Source organism: Rhodanobacter sp. DHG33, from assembly GCF_014843005.1.
In the GTDB taxonomy this organism is placed as follows: Bacteria; Pseudomonadota; Gammaproteobacteria; order Xanthomonadales; family Rhodanobacteraceae; genus Rhodanobacter_A.
This window is the reverse complement of sequence record NZ_JACYXM010000001.1, coordinates 518,946-535,730: the sequence shown is the minus strand read 5'-3', so window position 1 is coordinate 535,730 and position 16,785 is coordinate 518,946. Positions and strand designations below refer to the sequence as shown.

Here is a 16,785-nt window from a genome sequence, read left to right as displayed (position 1 = left end):
TACGTTAGGAGGTGCTGCGGAGTGGATCGGCGGATGCGCATGATCGGTTGGCTTGCGGTGGCGTTCATCGTGTTGCACGGGGCCATGATCGTGTGGCTTCCGGGGCATGCGATGGGCGTTTCGTACGCTTTCCTGCTGGCGGCGCCGATGATGGCGACGGTGGCGATGTTCTATCACCACCGCCAAAGGCAACCTGCGCACCCCGGCTGGATCCTCGCGGCGGCCAGCATGGGTCTGTGGACGCTAGGCATGTTGGCAAGCTGCATCCAGGACATGACGGTGGCCACCTATGTCCTGGCTCCGGCCGCAGTCATGCTGATCTACACGCTGTATGGCGTGCCGATCACCTATGCGATCGCCACCGTGGGCACCGATGCGTCGACCTGGTCGCAGCGCGCTATCGACGCGTTTCTCGCGCTGGCCTTAGGGCTGCTCTATTTCGGCCTGATCCAGGCGCTGAACGCATTGAACATCGTCGGCAACGATGTCTCGCCACCACTGATCGCCCATCTTTTCGACCTGGAAAACGCGTATCTGGCCATTACGGCGCTGATCCGCTTCTTCGCCAGCGATTCCAGGCAGCAGCGCGAGTTCTTCGGCGTGCTGGTGGTCTATACCCTCAGTTACGCGCTCGTGGCGTTCTACTACAACCACCATGTGGCGCTGGACGCGGCGCCGCAGACCGGTTCGCTCTACGACCTCATGGTGGATGTGCCGTTCCTGCTGCTGGCGGTGAGCGGTCTGTCGCCGCCGCGGCAGGACGCGCCGTATCCGTCGCCTGCGCTGGCGCGCTTCGTACGCACGGCGAGTCCGCAGTTGCTCGCGCTGTCCGTGCTGGTGGTGGCGATCTTCCTGATGCGGCACCGCTTCGCCTGGGGTGCGGCCGGGGTCGTGCTCGTCCTGCTGGGTTCGGGCTTGCGTAGCGTGCTGGGAGAAGTGCGCCACGCGCAGATCGAAGGGCAGCTGCGCGACGACCAGATGCGGCTGGCGGAACTGGCGCACATCGACGTGCTCACCGGCGTTGCCAATCGGCGCGCCTTCGAAGAGGCCTATGCGCGCGCAACGGCCTTCCGCGCCCGGCGCGGCGTTTCGTTGCTGATGATCGATATCGACCGCTTCAAGCAATACAACGATTTCTATGGCCATCCGGCGGGCGACCGCTGCCTGCAGTCCGTGGCGCGGGTCCTGCGCAGCCTGGAGAAACGGCGTTCGGATGTGCTGGCGCGCTACGGCGGCGAGGAATTCGTGCTGCTGATGCCGGATACCACGCGCGCCGGTGCGTTGCTGTTGGCGCAGCGCCTGTGCGATGCGGTGAGGCATCTGGATATCGAGCACACCGCCAGTCCGGCCGGCCGCGTGACGGTGAGCATTGGTGGCGCCACGCTCGACGCCGCAGGCGGCTCCTTGGGCAGGGAGCTGATCGAGGCGGCCGACCGTGCGCTGTACCTGGCCAAAGAAGGCGGCCGGGACCGGGTCGAATGGGCGAGTGGCCCCGCCCGCGACTAGCCGCTGGCCTGGTCCAGTTGCGCGATATCGGTGGAGCTCAGTTCCAGCGGCAGCGCGCCCAGCAGTTCGCGCAGCTGCTCCACGCTGGTGGCGCTCACGATCGGTGCGGTCACGCTGGGGCGGGCGATCAGCCAGGCCAGCGCCACCTGCGCGGGCGTGGCCCGGTGCGCCGCGGCCACGGCATCCAGCGCGTCCAGCACACGTAGGCCCTGCGGGTTGAGATAGCGCTTCGCCGCACCGCCGCGCGCGATGCTCTTGGCGAGATCGCCTGCGCTGCGGTACTTGCCGGAGAGGAAGCCGCTGGCCAGCGCGTAGTAGCACACCACGCCCAGACCCTCCTCGCGCACCAGCGGTTCGAGTTCCGCCTCGTAGCCTGCGCGGGCTACCAGGTTGTATTCCGGCTGCACGCATTCGTAGCGGGGCAGGCCGTGCTGCTTCGACAATGCCAGTGCGTCGGCGACGCGGTCGGCGCGGAAGTTGGAGGCGCCGATGGTGCGCACCTTGCCCTCTTCGACCAGCCGCGCGAACTCGCCCAGCGTTTCGTGCATCGGCACGCTGGCGTCGTCTTCGTGCGCGAAGTAAAGGTCGATGCGGTCGGTCTGCAGGCGCTGCAGCGAACCTTCCACCGCCGCGCGGATATTGATCGGCGACAGGCCGGGGTGCTCGGCCCATTTCGCTACCTTGGTGGCGATCAGCACGCGGTCGCGCTTGCCGCTCCGCGTCAGCCACTTGCCGATGATGGTTTCCGACTCGCCGCCATGGTTGCCCGGCACCCAGGCCGAGTAGACGTCGGCGGTGTCGACCAGGTTGCCGCCGCCGTCGACGAAGGCGTCGAGCAGTTCGAACGAGCGCGCCTCGTCGGCGCTCCAGCCGAATACGTTGCCGCCGAACACCAGCGGGGCGATGGAAAGCGGCGAGCGGCCGAGCGGGCGGGTTTGCATGGGTATCTCCTGGTGCGCGCCGCCGGATGGAGCCGCGGGCACCGGTTCAGCTGGAACCCTCGAAGGCGGTCATGACGAAGTGCTGGACCAGCGGTTCGAACTCCAGCAGATAGTCCTGGTCCTCGGGGTAGTACTTGGCCTTGAGCAGATCGTCTCCGGCGAAAGCGCGAATGCTTTCCTCCGAATCCCAGTGCGTGACCGTCATGAAGTGGGTGACCTCGGCTTCATCCCGCCGAAGCACTGCGACAAACCGGTTGCCGGGGACGGAACGGTAGTCCGGAATCGCACGCCGCTCAAGGAAGTCCGCATAGGCGTCGGCCTTGGAGCGCGGCGTGATTCCATGCCATTGGCGGTAGATCATGGGTCACCTATATCACTTGGCATGTGCTGGGAACGTCGATGCCTGGGTCCGTATCCATGAGGTGCGGGATCCACGCATCGTTCCATGTCGCGCGCTGTTCGCCGTCCGCTTCCAACGCAGGTGACGGCGCGTGTTTGGTCGTCAGCTTGATCCCGTCGCGGGCGAACGCTTCGCTCGCCATTGGGCGACACGTGCATCGCGTCGACGGCGAGGCCCGCGTACTTTCATGCAAGTCGATGCGAAGGCCGCCCCCACGAATGAGGGCGGCCTCGTCGATATCCGCATGGGTGCGCCCGAACCAACGCTTCAGGGCGAATTGATGAAGAACAGATGCCGTGCGGAGCCGGCAACGCCGCGCCACGAATTGCGCCGGGCCGCGGTCTCCGCCGTGGTCAGTTGCTTGACCGCATCGCGCAGGGGCAGCGGCCGCTGGTCTTCGCGCGTCAGCTGGCGGACGAGTTCGGGGGAATGCACATGGCCGTGCTGCAGCAGCAGGCCGACGAAAGGCGAGCGCATGGTGAATTCCTTGCAAGTGGTGGAGGGGATGGATGCAAGGTAAGGCGTGGCACGGCGCCGAAAAAGCGATATCTTCGCAAGCCTGACTTGAGGATCATTCAAGATGGCACGGCTCTCGTTGGACCTGTTGCAGCAGTTCGTGCTGGTCGCCCGCCACGGCAAGCTGTCGCGTGCCGCGGAGCAGGCCCATCTCACGGTGAGCGCGCTCAGCCACCAGATGCGCCAGCTGGAAGAGCGGCTGGGGCGGCGCCTGTTCGAGCGCGGCCCGCGCGGCGTCACCCTCACGGTGGAAGGCTGCCGCCTGTTCGAGGCGGTGGGCGAGCATTTCGACGGCATCGAACACGCGTTGATGCGCTATCGCGACTATCGCCACGATGCGCTTACCCTCAGCGCCAGCCCCGGCATCATGTCCAGCTGGCTGATGCCGCGGCTGCCCGTCCTGGTGGCGTCGCACCCGGAGCTGGAGCTCAACCTGCAGTCCAGCTCGACCCTGGTCGCATTCGAACGCGAGCCGGTGGACTGCGCACTGCGCTACGGCCGCGGCCAGTGGGAGGGCCTGCATTGCGAGCGGCTGTTCGGCGAGTGGCTGGTTCCGGTGGCGGCGCCCGAACTGGTGGCGCGGATGGGCGACGCCAGCCACGACGATCTCAGCGACTGGCCGTTGCTGGGCGATCCGAATCCGGCCGATCGCTGGCGCGACTGGTTCCAGCGCTTCGGCGGCAAGCTGCCCGCGCGCCGCGTGGCGAACTTCGACAGCACCGACGCGGCGCGCCATGCGGCGCTGGAAGGCCTCGGCGTGGGACTGGGACGCATGGTGACCTCCAAGTCGCTGATCGACGCCGGCCGGCTGGTGGTGCTGGGCCATAACTACCTGCCGGTGCCGGAGGCGTACTGGCTGGTGTACCCGCCGCGCTCGCAGGAACACCGCGGCCTGCAGACCTTCCGCGAATGGCTGCTGGCCGAGGCGGACGATTACTGCCGGCGCCTGCCGATGAAAATGCCGGTTGCCGTTGCGCCGGAAGATTGAAGCGCCGCGCATCGCTTAAAATCGCCGCGACCGGCCGCTATGGGCCGGTCGTCTTCCGATGTTGCGACACCCATGAGGATTTCCTATGCAACGTACCGCCATCCTTGTCGACGGCGCCTATTTCCTCGCCCGCTACCGCAAGGTATGGGGCGATCGCGACGCCGGCGACGCGCGCGCCGTGGCCAAGACCCTGTTCGGCATGGCGCTGGAACACCTGAAGGCGCTGGATCGCCCGCGCGAATCGCTGTACCGCATCTTCTTCTACGACTGCCCGCCGATGGAAAAGAGCTTCGTGCGCCCGGTGAGCGGCGACGTGGTGGACTTCGGCCGCAGCGGCGCCGCCGTGTTCCGCCGCGAACTGCACGACCAGCTGCGCCGCCAGCGCAAGATGGCCTTGCGATTGGGGCGCCTCGCCGAGCGCGGCGAATGGAAGCTCAAGTACGCGGCCCTGCAGCAATTGCGCGAGGGCAGCCTGCGCTGGGAAAACGTGGGCGACGAACACTACGAGCCGGACATGCGCCAGACCCAGGTCGACATGAAGATCGGCATCGACATCGCCGCGCTGGCCTACAAGCAGCAGGTGGACCAGATCGTGCTGGTGGCGGGCGACGCGGATTTCATTCCCGCCGCGAAGCTGGCGCGCCGCGAAGGCATCGATTTCATCCTCGACCCGATGTGGCAGGGCATCGCACCGGACCTGCACGAGCACCTCGACGGGCTGCAGTCGGTGTGCCCGCGGCCGTTCTGAGCCGGCGACGACCGCCGATCCCTCCGCGCACGTCATCCCTCATACTGGGCGAACAGCATCCATCCCCAGGAGCCGTCCATGAAACACACATCGATCTTTGCAGTCGGCGCAGCGTTGCTGCTGAGCGTGGGCCTGGCGACGGCGACGCCGCAATCCGCGGACAAGCCGGTGGCGCCAGGCAGCGCCGGCCAGCTCGACGCCGCTATCGCCGGCAGCTGGCGCACGCCGACGAACCGTGCGCGCGACGTCTACCGCCACCCCAAGGCCACGCTGCAGTTCTTCGGCGTGCAGGCCAACCAGACGGTGATCGAGATCATCCCCGGCGGCGGTTGGTACACCGAGATCCTGGCGCCGCTGCTGCGCGATCACGGCCACTATGTCGCTGCCGTGGAAGCGCCGGCCGGCGGCGAGGCGAAGCGCGACGACGGAGCGTTGCACAAGAAATTCGCTGCCGATCCGGCCGAATACGGCAAGGCCCGCATCGTCGAATTCGACCCCAAGGCGCCGGTGTTCGGGCCGCCCGGTTCGGCCGACCGGGTGCTGACGTTCCGCAACGTGCACAACTGGGCGGAGGCCGGCACCGCGGAGGCGATGTTCAAGGCGTTCTTCGCCGTGCTGCGCCCGGGCGGCGTGCTCGGCGTGACCGACCATCGCGCCGCGCCGGGCGCCACTCTGGATGCGGTGATGTCCAGCGGCTATCTGCCCACCGACTACGTGATCAAACTCGCCACCGACGCCGGCTTCAAGCTCGAGGGCCAGAGCGAGATCAACGCGAACCCGAAGGACACCAAGGATTACCCGAAGGGCGTGTGGACCTTGCCGCCCACGCTGACGCTGGGTAACCAGGGCAGGGCGAAGTACCTGGCCATCGGCGAATCGGACCGCATGACGCTGCGCTTCGTGAAGCCTGCCGCGCACTGAGCTGCAGGCTGAGTGCAACCGCCATGCTGATCGCGCTCAACAAGCCGTACGGCGTGTTGTGCCAGTTCACCAGCGACGACGGCCGGCCCACGCTGGCCGACTTCGTGCGGCAGAAGGGCGTCTATGCAGCGGGCCGGCTGGACCACGACAGCGAAGGCCTGCTGCTGCTCACCGACGACGGCGGTCTCGCGCACCGCCTCACCGATCCGCGCCACAAGCAACCCAAGACCTACCTGGTGCAGGTGGACGGCAGCATCGACGACGCGGCCATCAATGCCTTGCGCCGCGGCGTGGTGCTGAACGACGGCCCCACCTTGCCCGCCCCCGCGGAGTACGCGGCGGAGCCGGACTGGCTGTGGCCGCGCGATCCGCCCGTGCGCTTCCGCAAGGCCATTCCCACCAGCTGGCTCACGATCACCCTGCGCGAGGGACGCAACCGCCAGGTGCGGCGCATGACGGCAGCAGTGGGCTTCCCCACGCTGCGGCTGATCCGCCTGCGCATCGGCGAACACGCGCTGGACGGTTTGGCGCCGGGTGCGACGCGCGTGCTCGAGGGTTGAGGCGCGATAATCGCGGGCCCCGTCCCCACGGAATCCCTGCATGGACTTCAAGGATCACTTCTCCGGCCACGCCGCGCTGTATCGCGACGCGCGCCCCTTGCCTCCCGCCGACTGGTTCGACTGGCTCGCGCAGCAAGCGCCGGATCGTTCGCTCGCCTGGGACGCCGGCTGCGGCAACGGGCAGGCCAGCATCGGCCTGGCCGCGCATTTCGAGCACGTGGTCGCCACCGACCCCAGCGCCACCCAGATCGAACAGGCTGCCGCGCATCCGCACATCGACTACCGCGTGGAGCCGGCCGAACGCAGCAGCCTGAGCGTGGGCAGCGCGAGCCTGATCGGCGTGTCGCAGGCATTGCATTGGTTCGATCTCGATGCCTTCCACGCCGAGGTGCGCCGCGTGGCGAAGCCGGGCGCATTGCTGGCGATTTCCGCCTACGGCAATTGCAGCGTGAGCCGCGACGTGGATGCCGTGGAGCGCCGTCTCTACGCCGACACGCTGGGACCGGACTGGCCCGCCGAGCGTGCGCTGGTGGATGCCGGCTACCGCGACCTGCCGTTTCCGTTCGCACCGGTGGAGACGCCCAGTTTCATGATGCGCGCGGACTGGAACCTCGCGCAGTTCCTCGCCTACTTGAACTCGTGGTCGGCCACCCAGCGGCACACGAAGCGCACCGGCGAGGATGCGGTGAGGGCGGCTGCACCGGATCTGGCCGCGGCCTGGGGCGATCCCGCCGCGGTACGCGCGGTGCGCTGGCCGTTCTTCACCCGCGTGGGGCGCGTGGACTGATCCTCAGCCCGGCGAGGCGAGGCCGAAGAAAGCCTCGGCGGTCGCCGTGGTATCCGCCGCCACGGTGTCCGCACTTTCGCCGCGGTCGCGGGCGATTTCCGCGCAGATGTGCGCGAGGTACATCGGTTCGTTGCGGCGGTGCGCGGGCTGCGGGCGCACGGTGCGCGGCAACAGGTAGGGCGCGTCGGTCTCGATCATCAGGCGGTTGGCGGGAATCTCCTTCACCAGCTCGCGCAGGTGGGTGCCGCGGCGCTCGTCGCAGATCCAGCCGGTGATGCCGATGTGGCAGTCCAGTGCGAGGTAGTCGCGCAGCGCTTCGCCGCTGTCGGTGAAGCAGTGCACCACGGCCGCCGGCACCTTGTCGCGCCAGCGCCGCAGCAGGGCGACGAAATCCCCGTGCGCGTCGCGCTGGTGCAGGAACAGCGGCTTGCCGAGGTCGGCGGCGATCCGCAGCTGCCGTTCGAACACGGCGAGCTGCACGTCGCGCGGGGAATAATTGCGGTTGTAGTCCAGCCCGGTTTCGCCCACCGCGCGCACCGCAGGATCCTGCGCCAGCTCGCGCAGCCTTGCGTCGGTGGCGTCGTCGTACTCCACCGCGTGATGCGGATGCACGCCGGCGGTGGCCCACAGGGTGCCGGGGTGCGCATGCGCCAGTGCCAGGGCGTGCTCGCTGCCTTCGCGCGAGGCGCCGGTGACGACGAGCCGGCGCACGCCATGCGCGGCCGCGCGCTGCAGCACGTCGCCGAAGTCGTGGCGGAAAGATTCGTGGCCGAGATTGGCGCCGATGTCGACGAGCTGCATGGGGTGGTCCGGGGCTGCGAACGCTTATTGTCCCAGACGGCGCCCGGCGATGTGGCATGGTTCGCAAGAATCCAAGCACTGAACTGCCGCGCATTTCCGGGGTCGTGCCTATTGGAGGGGCGGCAGGTTAGAGTGGCGATTCGGTCGGGGGGATCGCAGCTGAGGTGGATGGATGTTGACGACGGCGACCGCTGAAGAGGCATCGATGGCGACGGATGGGCGCGAGGCGGCGGTGTGCGCGCTGCTGGTGGCGCGCGGCCGCCTGAAGGACGGCGATCTGGCGCGCGCGCGGCGACTGCACGAGGAAGCGACCGAAGGCACGCTCACCGCGCTGCTGGCGCGGCTGGGCCTGGTCAACGAACGCGAACTGGCCGAGGCCTGGTCGGAACTGCTCGGTGTGCCGCTGCTCGCCGCGCGCGAGGCGCCGGAGCTGGCGCCGCCGGAGCTCGAACTCTCGCTGCGTTTCCTCAAGCAGCAGCACGTGGTGCCGGTGAGCGACGGCGAGCACGGGCTGGCCCTGGTGATGGCGGACCCCGCCGATCCGTACCCGCTGCAGGCGGTGACGCTGGCGGCGGGCAGGCCGGTCGCGCTGCGCATCGGCCTGCGCTCGGAGATCGACGACCTGATCGAGCGCTATTACGGCAGCGGCCGTTCCGCGATGGGCACCATCGTGGAGAACATCGACGGCGGCGCCGCCGAAGTGGACGACGTGGAACACCTGCGCGACCTCGCCAGCGAGGCGCCGGTGATCCGCCTGGTCAACCTGATCCTGCAGCGTGCCGTCGAGCAGCGTGCCTCCGACGTGCACATCGAGCCGTTCGAAAACCGCCTCAAGGTGCGCTACCGCATCGACGGCGTGCTGCACGAGGTGGAGGCGCCGCCGGCCAGTTCGACCGCCGCGGTGATTTCGCGCGTGAAGATCATGGCCAAGCTCAACATCGCCGAGCGCCGCCTGCCGCAGGACGGCCGCATCCAGCTGCGCGTGCAGGGCAAGGAGCTGGACCTGCGCGTGTCCACCGTGCCGACCAGCTTCGGCGAGTCGGTGGTGATGCGCATCCTGGATCGCGAGTCGGTGGTGTTCGACTTCTCCACGCTGGGTTTCACCGACAGTTTCCAGTCGCGCTTCGTCGAGGTGCTGCAGCGCCCGCACGGCATCCTGCTGGTCACCGGCCCTACCGGCTCGGGCAAGACCACCACGCTGTACACCGCGCTGTCGAAGATCAACACGCCCGACGTGAAGATCATCACCGTCGAGGACCCGGTCGAATACCAGATCGAAGGCATCAACCAGATCCAAGCCAAGCCGCAGATCGGGCTGGATTTCGCCGCGGCGCTGCGCTCCATCGTGCGCCAGGATCCGGACGTGATCATGATCGGCGAAATGCGCGACCTGGAGACCTGCCGCATCGCGATCCAGTCCGCGCTCACCGGCCACCTGGTGCTCTCCACGCTGCATACCAACAGCGCGTCCGGCGGCATCACGCGCCTGCTCGACATGGGCGTCGAGGACTACCTGCTCGGCTCCACCGTCAACGGCATCCTCGCCCAGCGCCTGGTGCGCCGCCTGGATCCGGCCACGGCGGTTCCCTACGAACCTTCGCCCGAGGTGATCGCGCAGTTCGAACTGGAGAAATACGCGGACGGCCGCCCCATCCGCCTGTGGAAGCCCGGCTCCAGTGCGGTCAACCCCAGCGGCTACCGCGGCCGCCAGGCGATCATGGAATTCCTGGTGATGAGCGAGCCGCTGCGCCGTCTCGTGATGCAGAAGGCGGACGCCAGCGAGATCGAGAAGCAGGCCCGCGTCGAAGGCATGCGCACCATGTACGAGGACGGCATCGCCAAATCCCTCGCCGGCGTCACCACGCTGGAGGAGGTGTTGCGTGTCACGCAGGAGGGTTGATGCCCTGAATACGGGGTGCGAAATCAGGCGGGGCAGATTCCCGCAGGTTTGTGGGGCGAGTTTCGGCCGTTTCAGAGAGCCTATTGCCTATGCACGGTTGGCGAGGCGCCAGCCGTGAGCCAGTTCCAGTACAAAGCCATCAGCGAAGCCGGCGAACTGCTGCAGGGCCAGATGGAGGCCGCCAGCATCGACGAGGTGGTGGCGCGCCTGCAGGACCAGGGCCACACGCCGCTGGAGGCGCAGCCGGCCGATGCAACGGGCGGCGGTTCCGGCTTTGCCGCGCTGTTCAAGCGCGGGCCGTTCAATGGCGACCAGTTGGCGCAGTTCACGCACCAGCTGGCGACCCTGCTGGGCGCGGGCCAGCCGCTGGACCGCGCGCTGGGCATCCTGCTCGACCTGCCCGAGGGCGAGCGCGCGCAGAAGCTGATCGAGCGCGTGCGCGACCGCGTACGCGGCGGCATGCCGCTGTCGCAGGCGCTGGACGAGGAGCACGGTGCGTTTCCCAAGCTCTACATCGCCCTGGTGCGTGCGGGCGAGGCGGGCGGCTCGCTGGAAGAGACCCTGCACCGGCTGGCCGACTATCTCGAACGCTCGCAACAATTGCGCGGCAGCATCGTCAATTCGCTGATCTACCCGGCCTTCCTGCTGGTGGGTGTGCTGGGTTCGTTGGTGTTGCTGCTGGCTTACGTGGTGCCGCAATTCGTGCCGATCTTCGAAGACATGCAGGTGCCGCTGCCGTGGATCACCAAGGCGGTGCTGCTGCTGGGCGAGACTTTGCAGTCGTGGTGGTGGCTGATCGTGCTGCTGCTGGCCGGTGGCGCGTTCGTGCTGCGCGCGCGCCTGCGCGAACCGGCTGCGCGACTGGCCTTCGATGCGCGCGTGTTGCGCATGCGCGTGGCCGGCCCGCTGCTGCTCAAGGTGCAGACCGCGCGCATCGCGCGCACGCTGGGCACCTTGCTGAAGAACGGCGTGCCCATGCTTGGTGCGCTGGCCATCGCGCGCCAGGTCACGGCCAACCGCGCGCTGGACGCGGCGCTGGGGCAGGCGCACGAGCAGGTGAAGGAGGGTTCCGGCCTGGGCTTCGCGCTGGGCCAGTCCAAGCTGTTTCCGCGGCTCGCACTGCAGATGGTGCAGGTGGGCGAGGAGGCGGGCGAACTGGACACCATGCTGCTCAAGGTGGCCGACACCTTCGAGCTGGAAAGCCGCCGCTCCATCGACCGCCTGCTCGCCGCCCTGGTGCCCGCGCTCACCGTGGTGATGACCGTGCTGGTGGGCCTGATCATGGCGGCGATCCTGCTGCCGCTCCTGAGTTTGACCAGCAATATCCAATAGCACCGCACACCGTTCCGGAGTTCGACATGACGAGGTCTTGCATGCAGTACAAACGCATTCGTTCCATCCGCCGCACCGCCGGCTTCACGCTGCTGGAAATGCTCGCGGTGATCGTGCTGATCGGCGTGGTGGGCGCGGTGGTGGTGACCCAGGTCGGCAGCAACATGGACAAGGGCAAGTACGGCGCGGGCAAGGCGCAGTTGGTGACGCTGAGCCAGAAAGTCGAGAACTACGCGCTGGACAACGGCTCGCCGCCGCGGCAGCTGGAAGACCTGGTGACCAAGCCGGCCAACGCGTCGAACTGGCAGGGCCCGTATGCGAAGGAATCCGAACTCAAGGATCCGTGGGGCAATGCCTTCGGTTACAAATACCCCGGCGAGCACGGCAATTTCGACCTGATCTTCTACGGCCACGACGGCAAGCCGGGCGGCGACGGCTACAACAAGGACGTGGGCAACTGGCAGTAAGCCGGGCGGCATGTGCCTCGCAGCCCGCCACGATGGATGGCCCGCTGCCCCGCGAACGGGGCGGCGGGTGCGCGGCTTCACGCTGCTGGAGATGCTGGTCGTAATCCTGCTGATCGGCATCGCGGCGGCGGCGGTGTCGGTGTCGGTGACGCAGGGCCTGGCCAGCGCACGCATCAATGCGGCCAGCGGCGAAATCGCCGCCGGCCTGCGCGCCACCCGCGCACAGGCCATCGTGCAGGGCAAAGAGCAGTACTTCGACGTGAACCTGCACAATGACACCTGGAGCGATCCCAAGCGCAAGGACGTGCGCCTGCCCGCGGGCCTCAAGCTTTCCATCACCAGTGCGCTGGAAGACCGCCCGAACGACTACACCGGACGCATCCGCTTCTTTCCCGACGGCAGCTCCACCGGCGGCCACATCATCCTCACCAGCGGCCATCGCGAGTGGCGCATCAACGTGTCCTGGCTCACCGGACAGGTGGCGGTGGTGGACCAGGCGGCACAGCCATGAAGCGCACATCGCGCCAGCGCGGCTTCTCCCTGCTCGAAGTCATCGCCGCGATGCTGTTGCTGGCAATCGCTTTCGCGGCGTTGATGAAGGTGGCGGGCGGTGCGATCGAGCTGTCGCGCAACGCGGCAGCGCACGACGAAGCGGCGCTGCGCGCGCGCAGCATGCTCGACAGCGTCTTCATCGCCGAGCCGCTGGTGCCGGGCAGCAGCAGCGGCAGCTTCGACAAGCGCTATCGCTGGACGCTGGACGTGACGCCGTGGCAGGTGCCCGATGCGTCGCCCAGCAACGCGATGCAGATGTATCGGCTGGACCTCGCGGTGCAGTGGGGCAGCACCGAGCATCCGCAGGTGGCCCATTTCGTCACGCTGCGGCTGGGTCGGCCGTCGGCGCCGGCGGGTGGCGCGCCATGAGGCGGCAACGCGGCTTCACCCTGCTGGAAGTGCTGGGCGCGCTGGCCCTGCTCGCGCTGCTGCTGGTGGCGGTGTACGGCGGCGTGCGCAGCGCGATCCACGGCGTGCGCTCGGGCAGCGCGGCGATCAACCGTATCGAAGAGATCGGGTCGGCGCAGCGCTTCCTGCGCAGCGAGCTGTCGCAGGCCGTGACGCAGCCGATCGCCCGCACCGACAACGGTCAGCCAATCTACTTCAGCGGCAGCGAACACGAGATGCGCTACGTCGCGCCGCTGCCCGGCTACCTCGGCAAGCTGGGTTCGCAGCTGCAGGTGCTGCGGCTGGTGGACGGCGACAAGGGTGAGCAGCGGCTGGAGCTGCAGTTGTCGCTGCTGCCGCCGGACGGCCAGCCGCCCAAGCCGCTGGGCGATCCGCAGGTGCTGCTCGATCACATCGAGAAGGGCAGCTTCGACTATCGCGGCCGCGATGCGCTGAATCACGAGCAGCCCTGGAGCAGCGACTGGACCGACGGCAGGCGCCTGCCGCAACTGGTGCGCATCCGGCTGCAGGCGCAGGGCGGCTACGACTGGCCGGAGCTGAGCGTACCGCTGCGCGTCGACGCGGCCGGGGCTGGCGGGCACGTCGGTCTGCTGCCGGGCAGCATACCCATGGGAGGCGCGCAATGAAGCGCCCGGCCGGCCAGCGCGGCGTCGCCCTGCTGTTGGTGCTGTGGGCCTGCACCCTGCTGGCGATCCTGCTCGGCGGTTACGCGATGCTGGCGCGCACCACGGCCATGCAGACGCGTTACCAGTTCGCGCAGACGCGTGCCCACTACGCGGCGGAGGCCGGGCTGATGCGCGCGATCTATGCCTTGCAGGATTCCGATCCCAAGCGGCGCTGGGCGGACAACGGGCGCGTCTATCCCTTCCTGTTCGACGGCGCCAAAGTGCAGGTGTCGACGGTCGACGAGGGCGGTAAGGTCGATCTCAATGCCGCCTCGCCGCAGGTGCTGCAGGCATTGTTCACGGCTGCCGGGCTGGACGCGACGGCCGCCGGCAAGCTGGCCGCCAATGTAGTGGACTGGCGCAACTTCGTCACCGATGCGGGGCAGGTGGACATCGCGCGCGCCGCCTATGCCGCGGCGGGACGGGATTACGGCCCGCGCCACGGTCCCTTCGCCACGCTGGAGGAACTGCAGCTGGTGCTGGGCATGACGCCGGCGCTGTTCCAGCAGTTGGAACCCGTCATCACGATCTGGTCGGGGCGGGCCATTCCCGATCCCAATACCGCGCCACCCCTGGCGCTGGCGGCCATTCCGGGGCTGAATCCGCAGCAGGCGCAGAGCATGCTGGCCGCACGGCAGCAAAACGGCGGAACGGGCATATCGCCCATTGGCGGCGGGATCACGCATAGTATTCGTTCGCAGGCCGAGCTGGCCGACGGCACGCGCGCGGTGATCCGCGCGACGATCCGTCTGCAGCCGGGCGGGATGGGGTCGCAGCCCTACAGGGTGCTGCGCTGGCAGGAGGGTGACGGGGAATGAGTGCTGCAACGACATCGCTGCGGCTCTGGCTGGATCGCTTGCGCCATGGCTGGCGCGCTTCGCCCTTGCCGGGCTTTTTCGCGTGGTGGGGCGGCGAGCTTGCCGCATTGCTGCCGGCGCGCTGGCGCGCCGCGCTGGCCGATGGCAGCGGCTGGCATCTGCTGCAGAAGGCCGGTGGCGACTGGCGGCTGCGTCGTGCGGGGCAGTCCGAGCCGCTGGCGCGCTGGAGCGACGACCTCGACGCCGCCGCACAGCAGGCCGCGCTGGCCGCCGCGTGGCAGGGCACCGATCCCGAGGATCGCCGGCTCGCCCTGCTGCTGCCCCCCGATGCGGTGCTGCGCCGCGTGCTGTCCCTGCCATTGGCGGCGCGCGGCAAGCTGCATCAGGTGGCCGGTTACGAGATGGACCGGCAGACGCCGTTCAACGTTGCGCAGGTCTATTACGCGGTGCGCGAGCTGGCGCAGCCCGCTGCGGCAGGCCGTTGCGCCGTGGAGCTGCTGGTGATCCGCCGCGATGCGCTCGATCCGCTGCTCGACCGCCTTCGGGCTCTGGGCATCACCGTCGACGCGGTGGATCTGCCGCAGGATGCCGGGCGTCTCGGCATCGATCTCCTGCCGCCGGAACAGGCATCGCATCGCGTGCGGCCGCGGCTGCGCCTGAACCTCGCGCTCGGCGCCGCCTGCGTGTTGCTGTTGCTGCTCGCCATGGGCAGCTGGCTGCACAACCGCGAGAGTGCGCTGGCGCAGATGCAGACGCAGGTCGACGCCATGCAAGGCGACGCGCAGAAAGTGGCCGGGCTGCGCAAGCAGTTGCAGGACGAAGTCGGCGCGGCGGGCTTCCTGGCCCAGCGCAAGGCGCAGCGCCCGACCATGCTCGGCGTGCTGCTCGATCTCACCCGGCGCCTGCCGCCCGCCGCGTGGCTGGAGCGTTTCAGCCTCGACGACAGCGGCCAGATCGGCTTCCAGGGCCAGAGCCCGCAGGCGGCGAAGCTGCTCGACCTGCTCAAGGGTTCGCCGGTGCTCGACAACCCGAACTTCCAGGGCAGCATCCAGACCGACCCGGCCAGCGGCAAGGAACGTTTCTACATGGTGGCGCAACTGCACAAGCCAGCGCCGGAACATGCCGCCGCTCCTGCCAGCAGCGGGAGCGCGCCATGAAGGCACTGAAACTCACGCCGCGCGACAGCCGCATCGCGGCCATCGGGCTGCTGTTGCTGGTCTTGCTGCTGGCCTATTTCCTGCTGCTGCACTGGTGGTTCGTGGCGCCGCTGCGCGACATCGATGCGCAGATGGACGATCTGCGCGACACGCAGAGCCGCTACGCCGCGGCCATCGCTGAAAAGCCGCTGCTGGAAAAACGCATCGCCGCGCTCGGCGCCGGCCAGGCGGCCAGCAATGCCTTCCTGCCCGACGACGATCCGAACACCGCCGCCGCCGATCTGATGCAGCGCGTGGTGGACACGGTGGGTGCCCACACCGCGGGCGGCAGCTGCACGGTGACGCAGAAGATGCCGGTGACCAACCCGCAGTCCGCCCCGGACGAGCCGTACCGCAAGGCGGCGGTCAGCATCAACCTGAGCTGCGACGTCCAGCCGCTGGTGAGCGTGCTGCAGTCGCTGGAGCAGGGCACGCCTTACCTGTTCGTGGACAACCTCAACATCTATCGCAATCCGGTGGCGGCCCAGGGCAACGGGTTGCCGCTGGAAGTGCAGTTCACCCTCTCCGGTTACGTGCATTCGTCGAATACTGCGGCGGGCGCATCGGGTGCGGCAGCGAATCCGCCGGGAGACACGCCATGAACGCCGCCAGCCAACGTCGGCTGACCCCGTTTCTGGCGGCCTTCGCGCTGCTGCTGGGCTTGTTCTGGCTGTCGCTGCTGTTCGGTTTCGGCCGCGGCGTGCACTGGGATGCGCCGCGCGCCCCGACATTGCCGCCCATGTCCGGCAAGCGGGCCGGCCTGCCTCCGCCGATATCGCCGGAAGCGTTCGCACCGGTGTGGCAGCAATCGCTGTTCAGCCCGGAACGCCGGCCCGAGGCGCATGCCGTCAGCGGTGGCGGCAGCCTCGGCGACCTCAAGCTCACCGGCGTCATCCTCACGCCGCAGATGCACATGGCGCTGCTGCACGACAACAGCGGCGACAAGGAGCTTCGCGTGCGCGAAGGCGAATCCCTGCCGGATGGCAGCGCCAGCGTGGTCGAAGTGAAGCAGCGCTCGGTGATCCTCGATTCGCCGCAGGGCCGCACGGAATTGAAGCTGCCCGCCGGCGCGCCGATCACCACGAATGTCCCCGCGCCCGTGCCGGGACCGCCAGGCAATGGCGGCATGCCACCGGCAATGGGTCGCGGCCAGTTGCCCCAGGGATCGCAGCCCCGTCTCAACCCGCAGCAATCCGAACGCCTGCAAAGACTCAGGGCGGCGATCCAGCAGCGCCGCACCGGCGGCCAGGCCGAGAATCCAGAAGGAGCACATTGATCC

The 16,785-nt window shown here is 68.4% G+C and carries 20 protein-coding genes; 16 read left to right on the top strand and 4 right to left on the bottom strand.

What is annotated here, in order from left to right; genetic code table 11:
* Nucleotides 1-33: 33 nt before the first annotated feature.
* Nucleotides 34-1,506: a GGDEF domain-containing protein gene (locus tag IHE46_RS02320; protein ID WP_192162979.1), complete on the top strand. Its 1,473-nt coding sequence runs from the start codon at nucleotides 34-36 to the stop codon at nucleotides 1,504-1,506.
* Here IHE46_RS02320 and IHE46_RS02315 read toward each other — a convergent pair.
* From IHE46_RS02315 to IHE46_RS02305, 3 genes are all read right to left on the bottom strand, one after another.
* The gene (locus IHE46_RS02315) at nucleotides 1,503-2,447 is read right to left on the bottom strand and encodes an aldo/keto reductase (protein ID WP_192162978.1); all 945 of its coding nucleotides are present in this window, start codon (nucleotides 2,445-2,447) and stop codon (nucleotides 1,503-1,505) included. The two genes, IHE46_RS02320 and IHE46_RS02315, sit on opposite strands and share 4 nt — an antisense overlap.
* 46 nt (nucleotides 2,448-2,493) lie before the next feature.
* On the bottom strand, nucleotides 2,494-2,808 hold the full coding sequence (locus tag IHE46_RS02310; RefSeq protein ID WP_192162977.1) for an antibiotic biosynthesis monooxygenase: 315 nt from the start codon (nucleotides 2,806-2,808) through the stop codon (nucleotides 2,494-2,496).
* A gap of 306 nt (nucleotides 2,809-3,114) precedes the next feature.
* Nucleotides 3,115-3,324 carry a hypothetical protein gene (locus IHE46_RS02305; RefSeq protein ID WP_192162976.1) on the bottom strand — a complete coding sequence of 70 codons (210 nt, stop codon included), beginning with the start codon at nucleotides 3,322-3,324 and terminating at the stop codon, nucleotides 3,115-3,117.
* Nucleotides 3,325-3,427: 103 nt separating this feature from the next.
* Between IHE46_RS02305 and IHE46_RS02300 the strand changes: the two genes are divergently transcribed.
* From IHE46_RS02300 to IHE46_RS02280, 5 genes are all read left to right on the top strand, one after another.
* The gene (locus tag IHE46_RS02300; RefSeq protein ID WP_192162975.1) at nucleotides 3,428-4,351 is read left to right on the top strand and encodes a LysR substrate-binding domain-containing protein; all 924 of its coding nucleotides are present in this window, start codon (nucleotides 3,428-3,430) and stop codon (nucleotides 4,349-4,351) included.
* 85 nt (nucleotides 4,352-4,436) lie between these two features.
* Nucleotides 4,437-5,099 carry an NYN domain-containing protein gene (locus tag IHE46_RS02295; RefSeq protein WP_192162974.1) on the top strand — a complete coding sequence of 221 codons (663 nt, stop codon included), beginning with the start codon at nucleotides 4,437-4,439 and terminating at the stop codon, nucleotides 5,097-5,099.
* 78 nt (nucleotides 5,100-5,177) lie between these two features.
* Nucleotides 5,178-6,020, top strand: a complete 843-nt coding sequence (locus IHE46_RS02290) for a methyltransferase (protein ID WP_225562721.1) — start codon at nucleotides 5,178-5,180, stop codon at nucleotides 6,018-6,020.
* Nucleotides 6,021-6,043: 23 nt separating this feature from the next.
* The gene (locus IHE46_RS02285) at nucleotides 6,044-6,580 is read left to right on the top strand and encodes a pseudouridine synthase (RefSeq protein WP_192162973.1); all 537 of its coding nucleotides are present in this window, start codon (nucleotides 6,044-6,046) and stop codon (nucleotides 6,578-6,580) included.
* Nucleotides 6,581-6,620: 40 nt separating this feature from the next.
* On the top strand, nucleotides 6,621-7,367 hold the full coding sequence (locus IHE46_RS02280; RefSeq protein WP_192162972.1) for a class I SAM-dependent methyltransferase: 747 nt from the start codon (nucleotides 6,621-6,623) through the stop codon (nucleotides 7,365-7,367).
* Between the two features lie 3 nt (nucleotides 7,368-7,370).
* On the opposite strand, the gene IHE46_RS02275 is transcribed toward IHE46_RS02280, so the two are convergent.
* Nucleotides 7,371-8,168 carry a TatD family hydrolase gene (locus IHE46_RS02275; RefSeq protein WP_192162971.1) on the bottom strand — a complete coding sequence of 266 codons (798 nt, stop codon included), beginning with the start codon at nucleotides 8,166-8,168 and terminating at the stop codon, nucleotides 7,371-7,373.
* Nucleotides 8,169-8,373: 205 nt separating this feature from the next.
* Between IHE46_RS02275 and gspE the strand changes: the two genes are divergently transcribed.
* The 10 genes from gspE to IHE46_RS02225 all read left to right on the top strand — a co-directional run bounded on the left by gspE (nucleotide 8,374) and on the right by IHE46_RS02225 (nucleotide 16,782).
* A complete protein-coding gene (gspE, locus tag IHE46_RS02270; protein WP_192163133.1) occupies nucleotides 8,374-10,068 on the top strand; it encodes a type II secretion system ATPase GspE in 1,695 nt (564 codons plus the stop codon).
* Nucleotides 10,069-10,182: 114 nt separating this feature from the next.
* The gene (gene gspF, locus IHE46_RS02265) at nucleotides 10,183-11,400 is read left to right on the top strand and encodes a type II secretion system inner membrane protein GspF (RefSeq protein ID WP_192162970.1); all 1,218 of its coding nucleotides are present in this window, start codon (nucleotides 10,183-10,185) and stop codon (nucleotides 11,398-11,400) included.
* A 41-nt stretch (nucleotides 11,401-11,441) separates the two neighbouring features.
* A complete protein-coding gene (gspG, locus tag IHE46_RS02260; RefSeq protein WP_192162969.1) occupies nucleotides 11,442-11,867 on the top strand; it encodes a type II secretion system major pseudopilin GspG in 426 nt (141 codons plus the stop codon).
* A gap of 67 nt (nucleotides 11,868-11,934) precedes the next feature.
* On the top strand, nucleotides 11,935-12,378 hold the full coding sequence (locus IHE46_RS02255) for a GspH/FimT family pseudopilin (RefSeq protein ID WP_343229975.1): 444 nt from the start codon (nucleotides 11,935-11,937) through the stop codon (nucleotides 12,376-12,378).
* Nucleotides 12,375-12,788, top strand: a complete 414-nt coding sequence (locus tag IHE46_RS02250; RefSeq protein WP_192162967.1) for a prepilin-type N-terminal cleavage/methylation domain-containing protein — start codon at nucleotides 12,375-12,377, stop codon at nucleotides 12,786-12,788. The genes IHE46_RS02255 and IHE46_RS02250 overlap by 4 nt, the downstream gene beginning before the upstream one ends.
* Nucleotides 12,785-13,453, top strand: a complete 669-nt coding sequence (locus IHE46_RS02245; protein ID WP_192162966.1) for a prepilin-type N-terminal cleavage/methylation domain-containing protein — start codon at nucleotides 12,785-12,787, stop codon at nucleotides 13,451-13,453. Before IHE46_RS02250 ends, IHE46_RS02245 begins: the two co-directional genes overlap by 4 nt.
* Nucleotides 13,450-14,310 (top strand): type II secretion system protein GspK, encoded by an 861-nt coding sequence (locus tag IHE46_RS02240; protein ID WP_192162965.1) that lies wholly within the window; start codon nucleotides 13,450-13,452, stop codon nucleotides 14,308-14,310. Before IHE46_RS02245 ends, IHE46_RS02240 begins: the two co-directional genes overlap by 4 nt.
* A complete protein-coding gene (locus IHE46_RS02235; protein ID WP_192162964.1) occupies nucleotides 14,307-15,467 on the top strand; it encodes a PilN domain-containing protein in 1,161 nt (386 codons plus the stop codon). Before IHE46_RS02240 ends, IHE46_RS02235 begins: the two co-directional genes overlap by 4 nt.
* Nucleotides 15,464-16,108, top strand: coding sequence for a type II secretion system protein GspM (gene gspM / locus IHE46_RS02230; protein WP_192162963.1), 645 nt, complete (start codon nucleotides 15,464-15,466; stop codon nucleotides 16,106-16,108). The genes IHE46_RS02235 and gspM overlap by 4 nt, the downstream gene beginning before the upstream one ends.
* Nucleotides 16,105-16,782, top strand: coding sequence for a general secretion pathway protein GspN (locus tag IHE46_RS02225; RefSeq protein ID WP_192162962.1), 678 nt, complete (start codon nucleotides 16,105-16,107; stop codon nucleotides 16,780-16,782). The genes gspM and IHE46_RS02225 overlap by 4 nt, the downstream gene beginning before the upstream one ends.
* The last annotated feature ends 3 nt before the right edge of the window (nucleotides 16,783-16,785 follow it).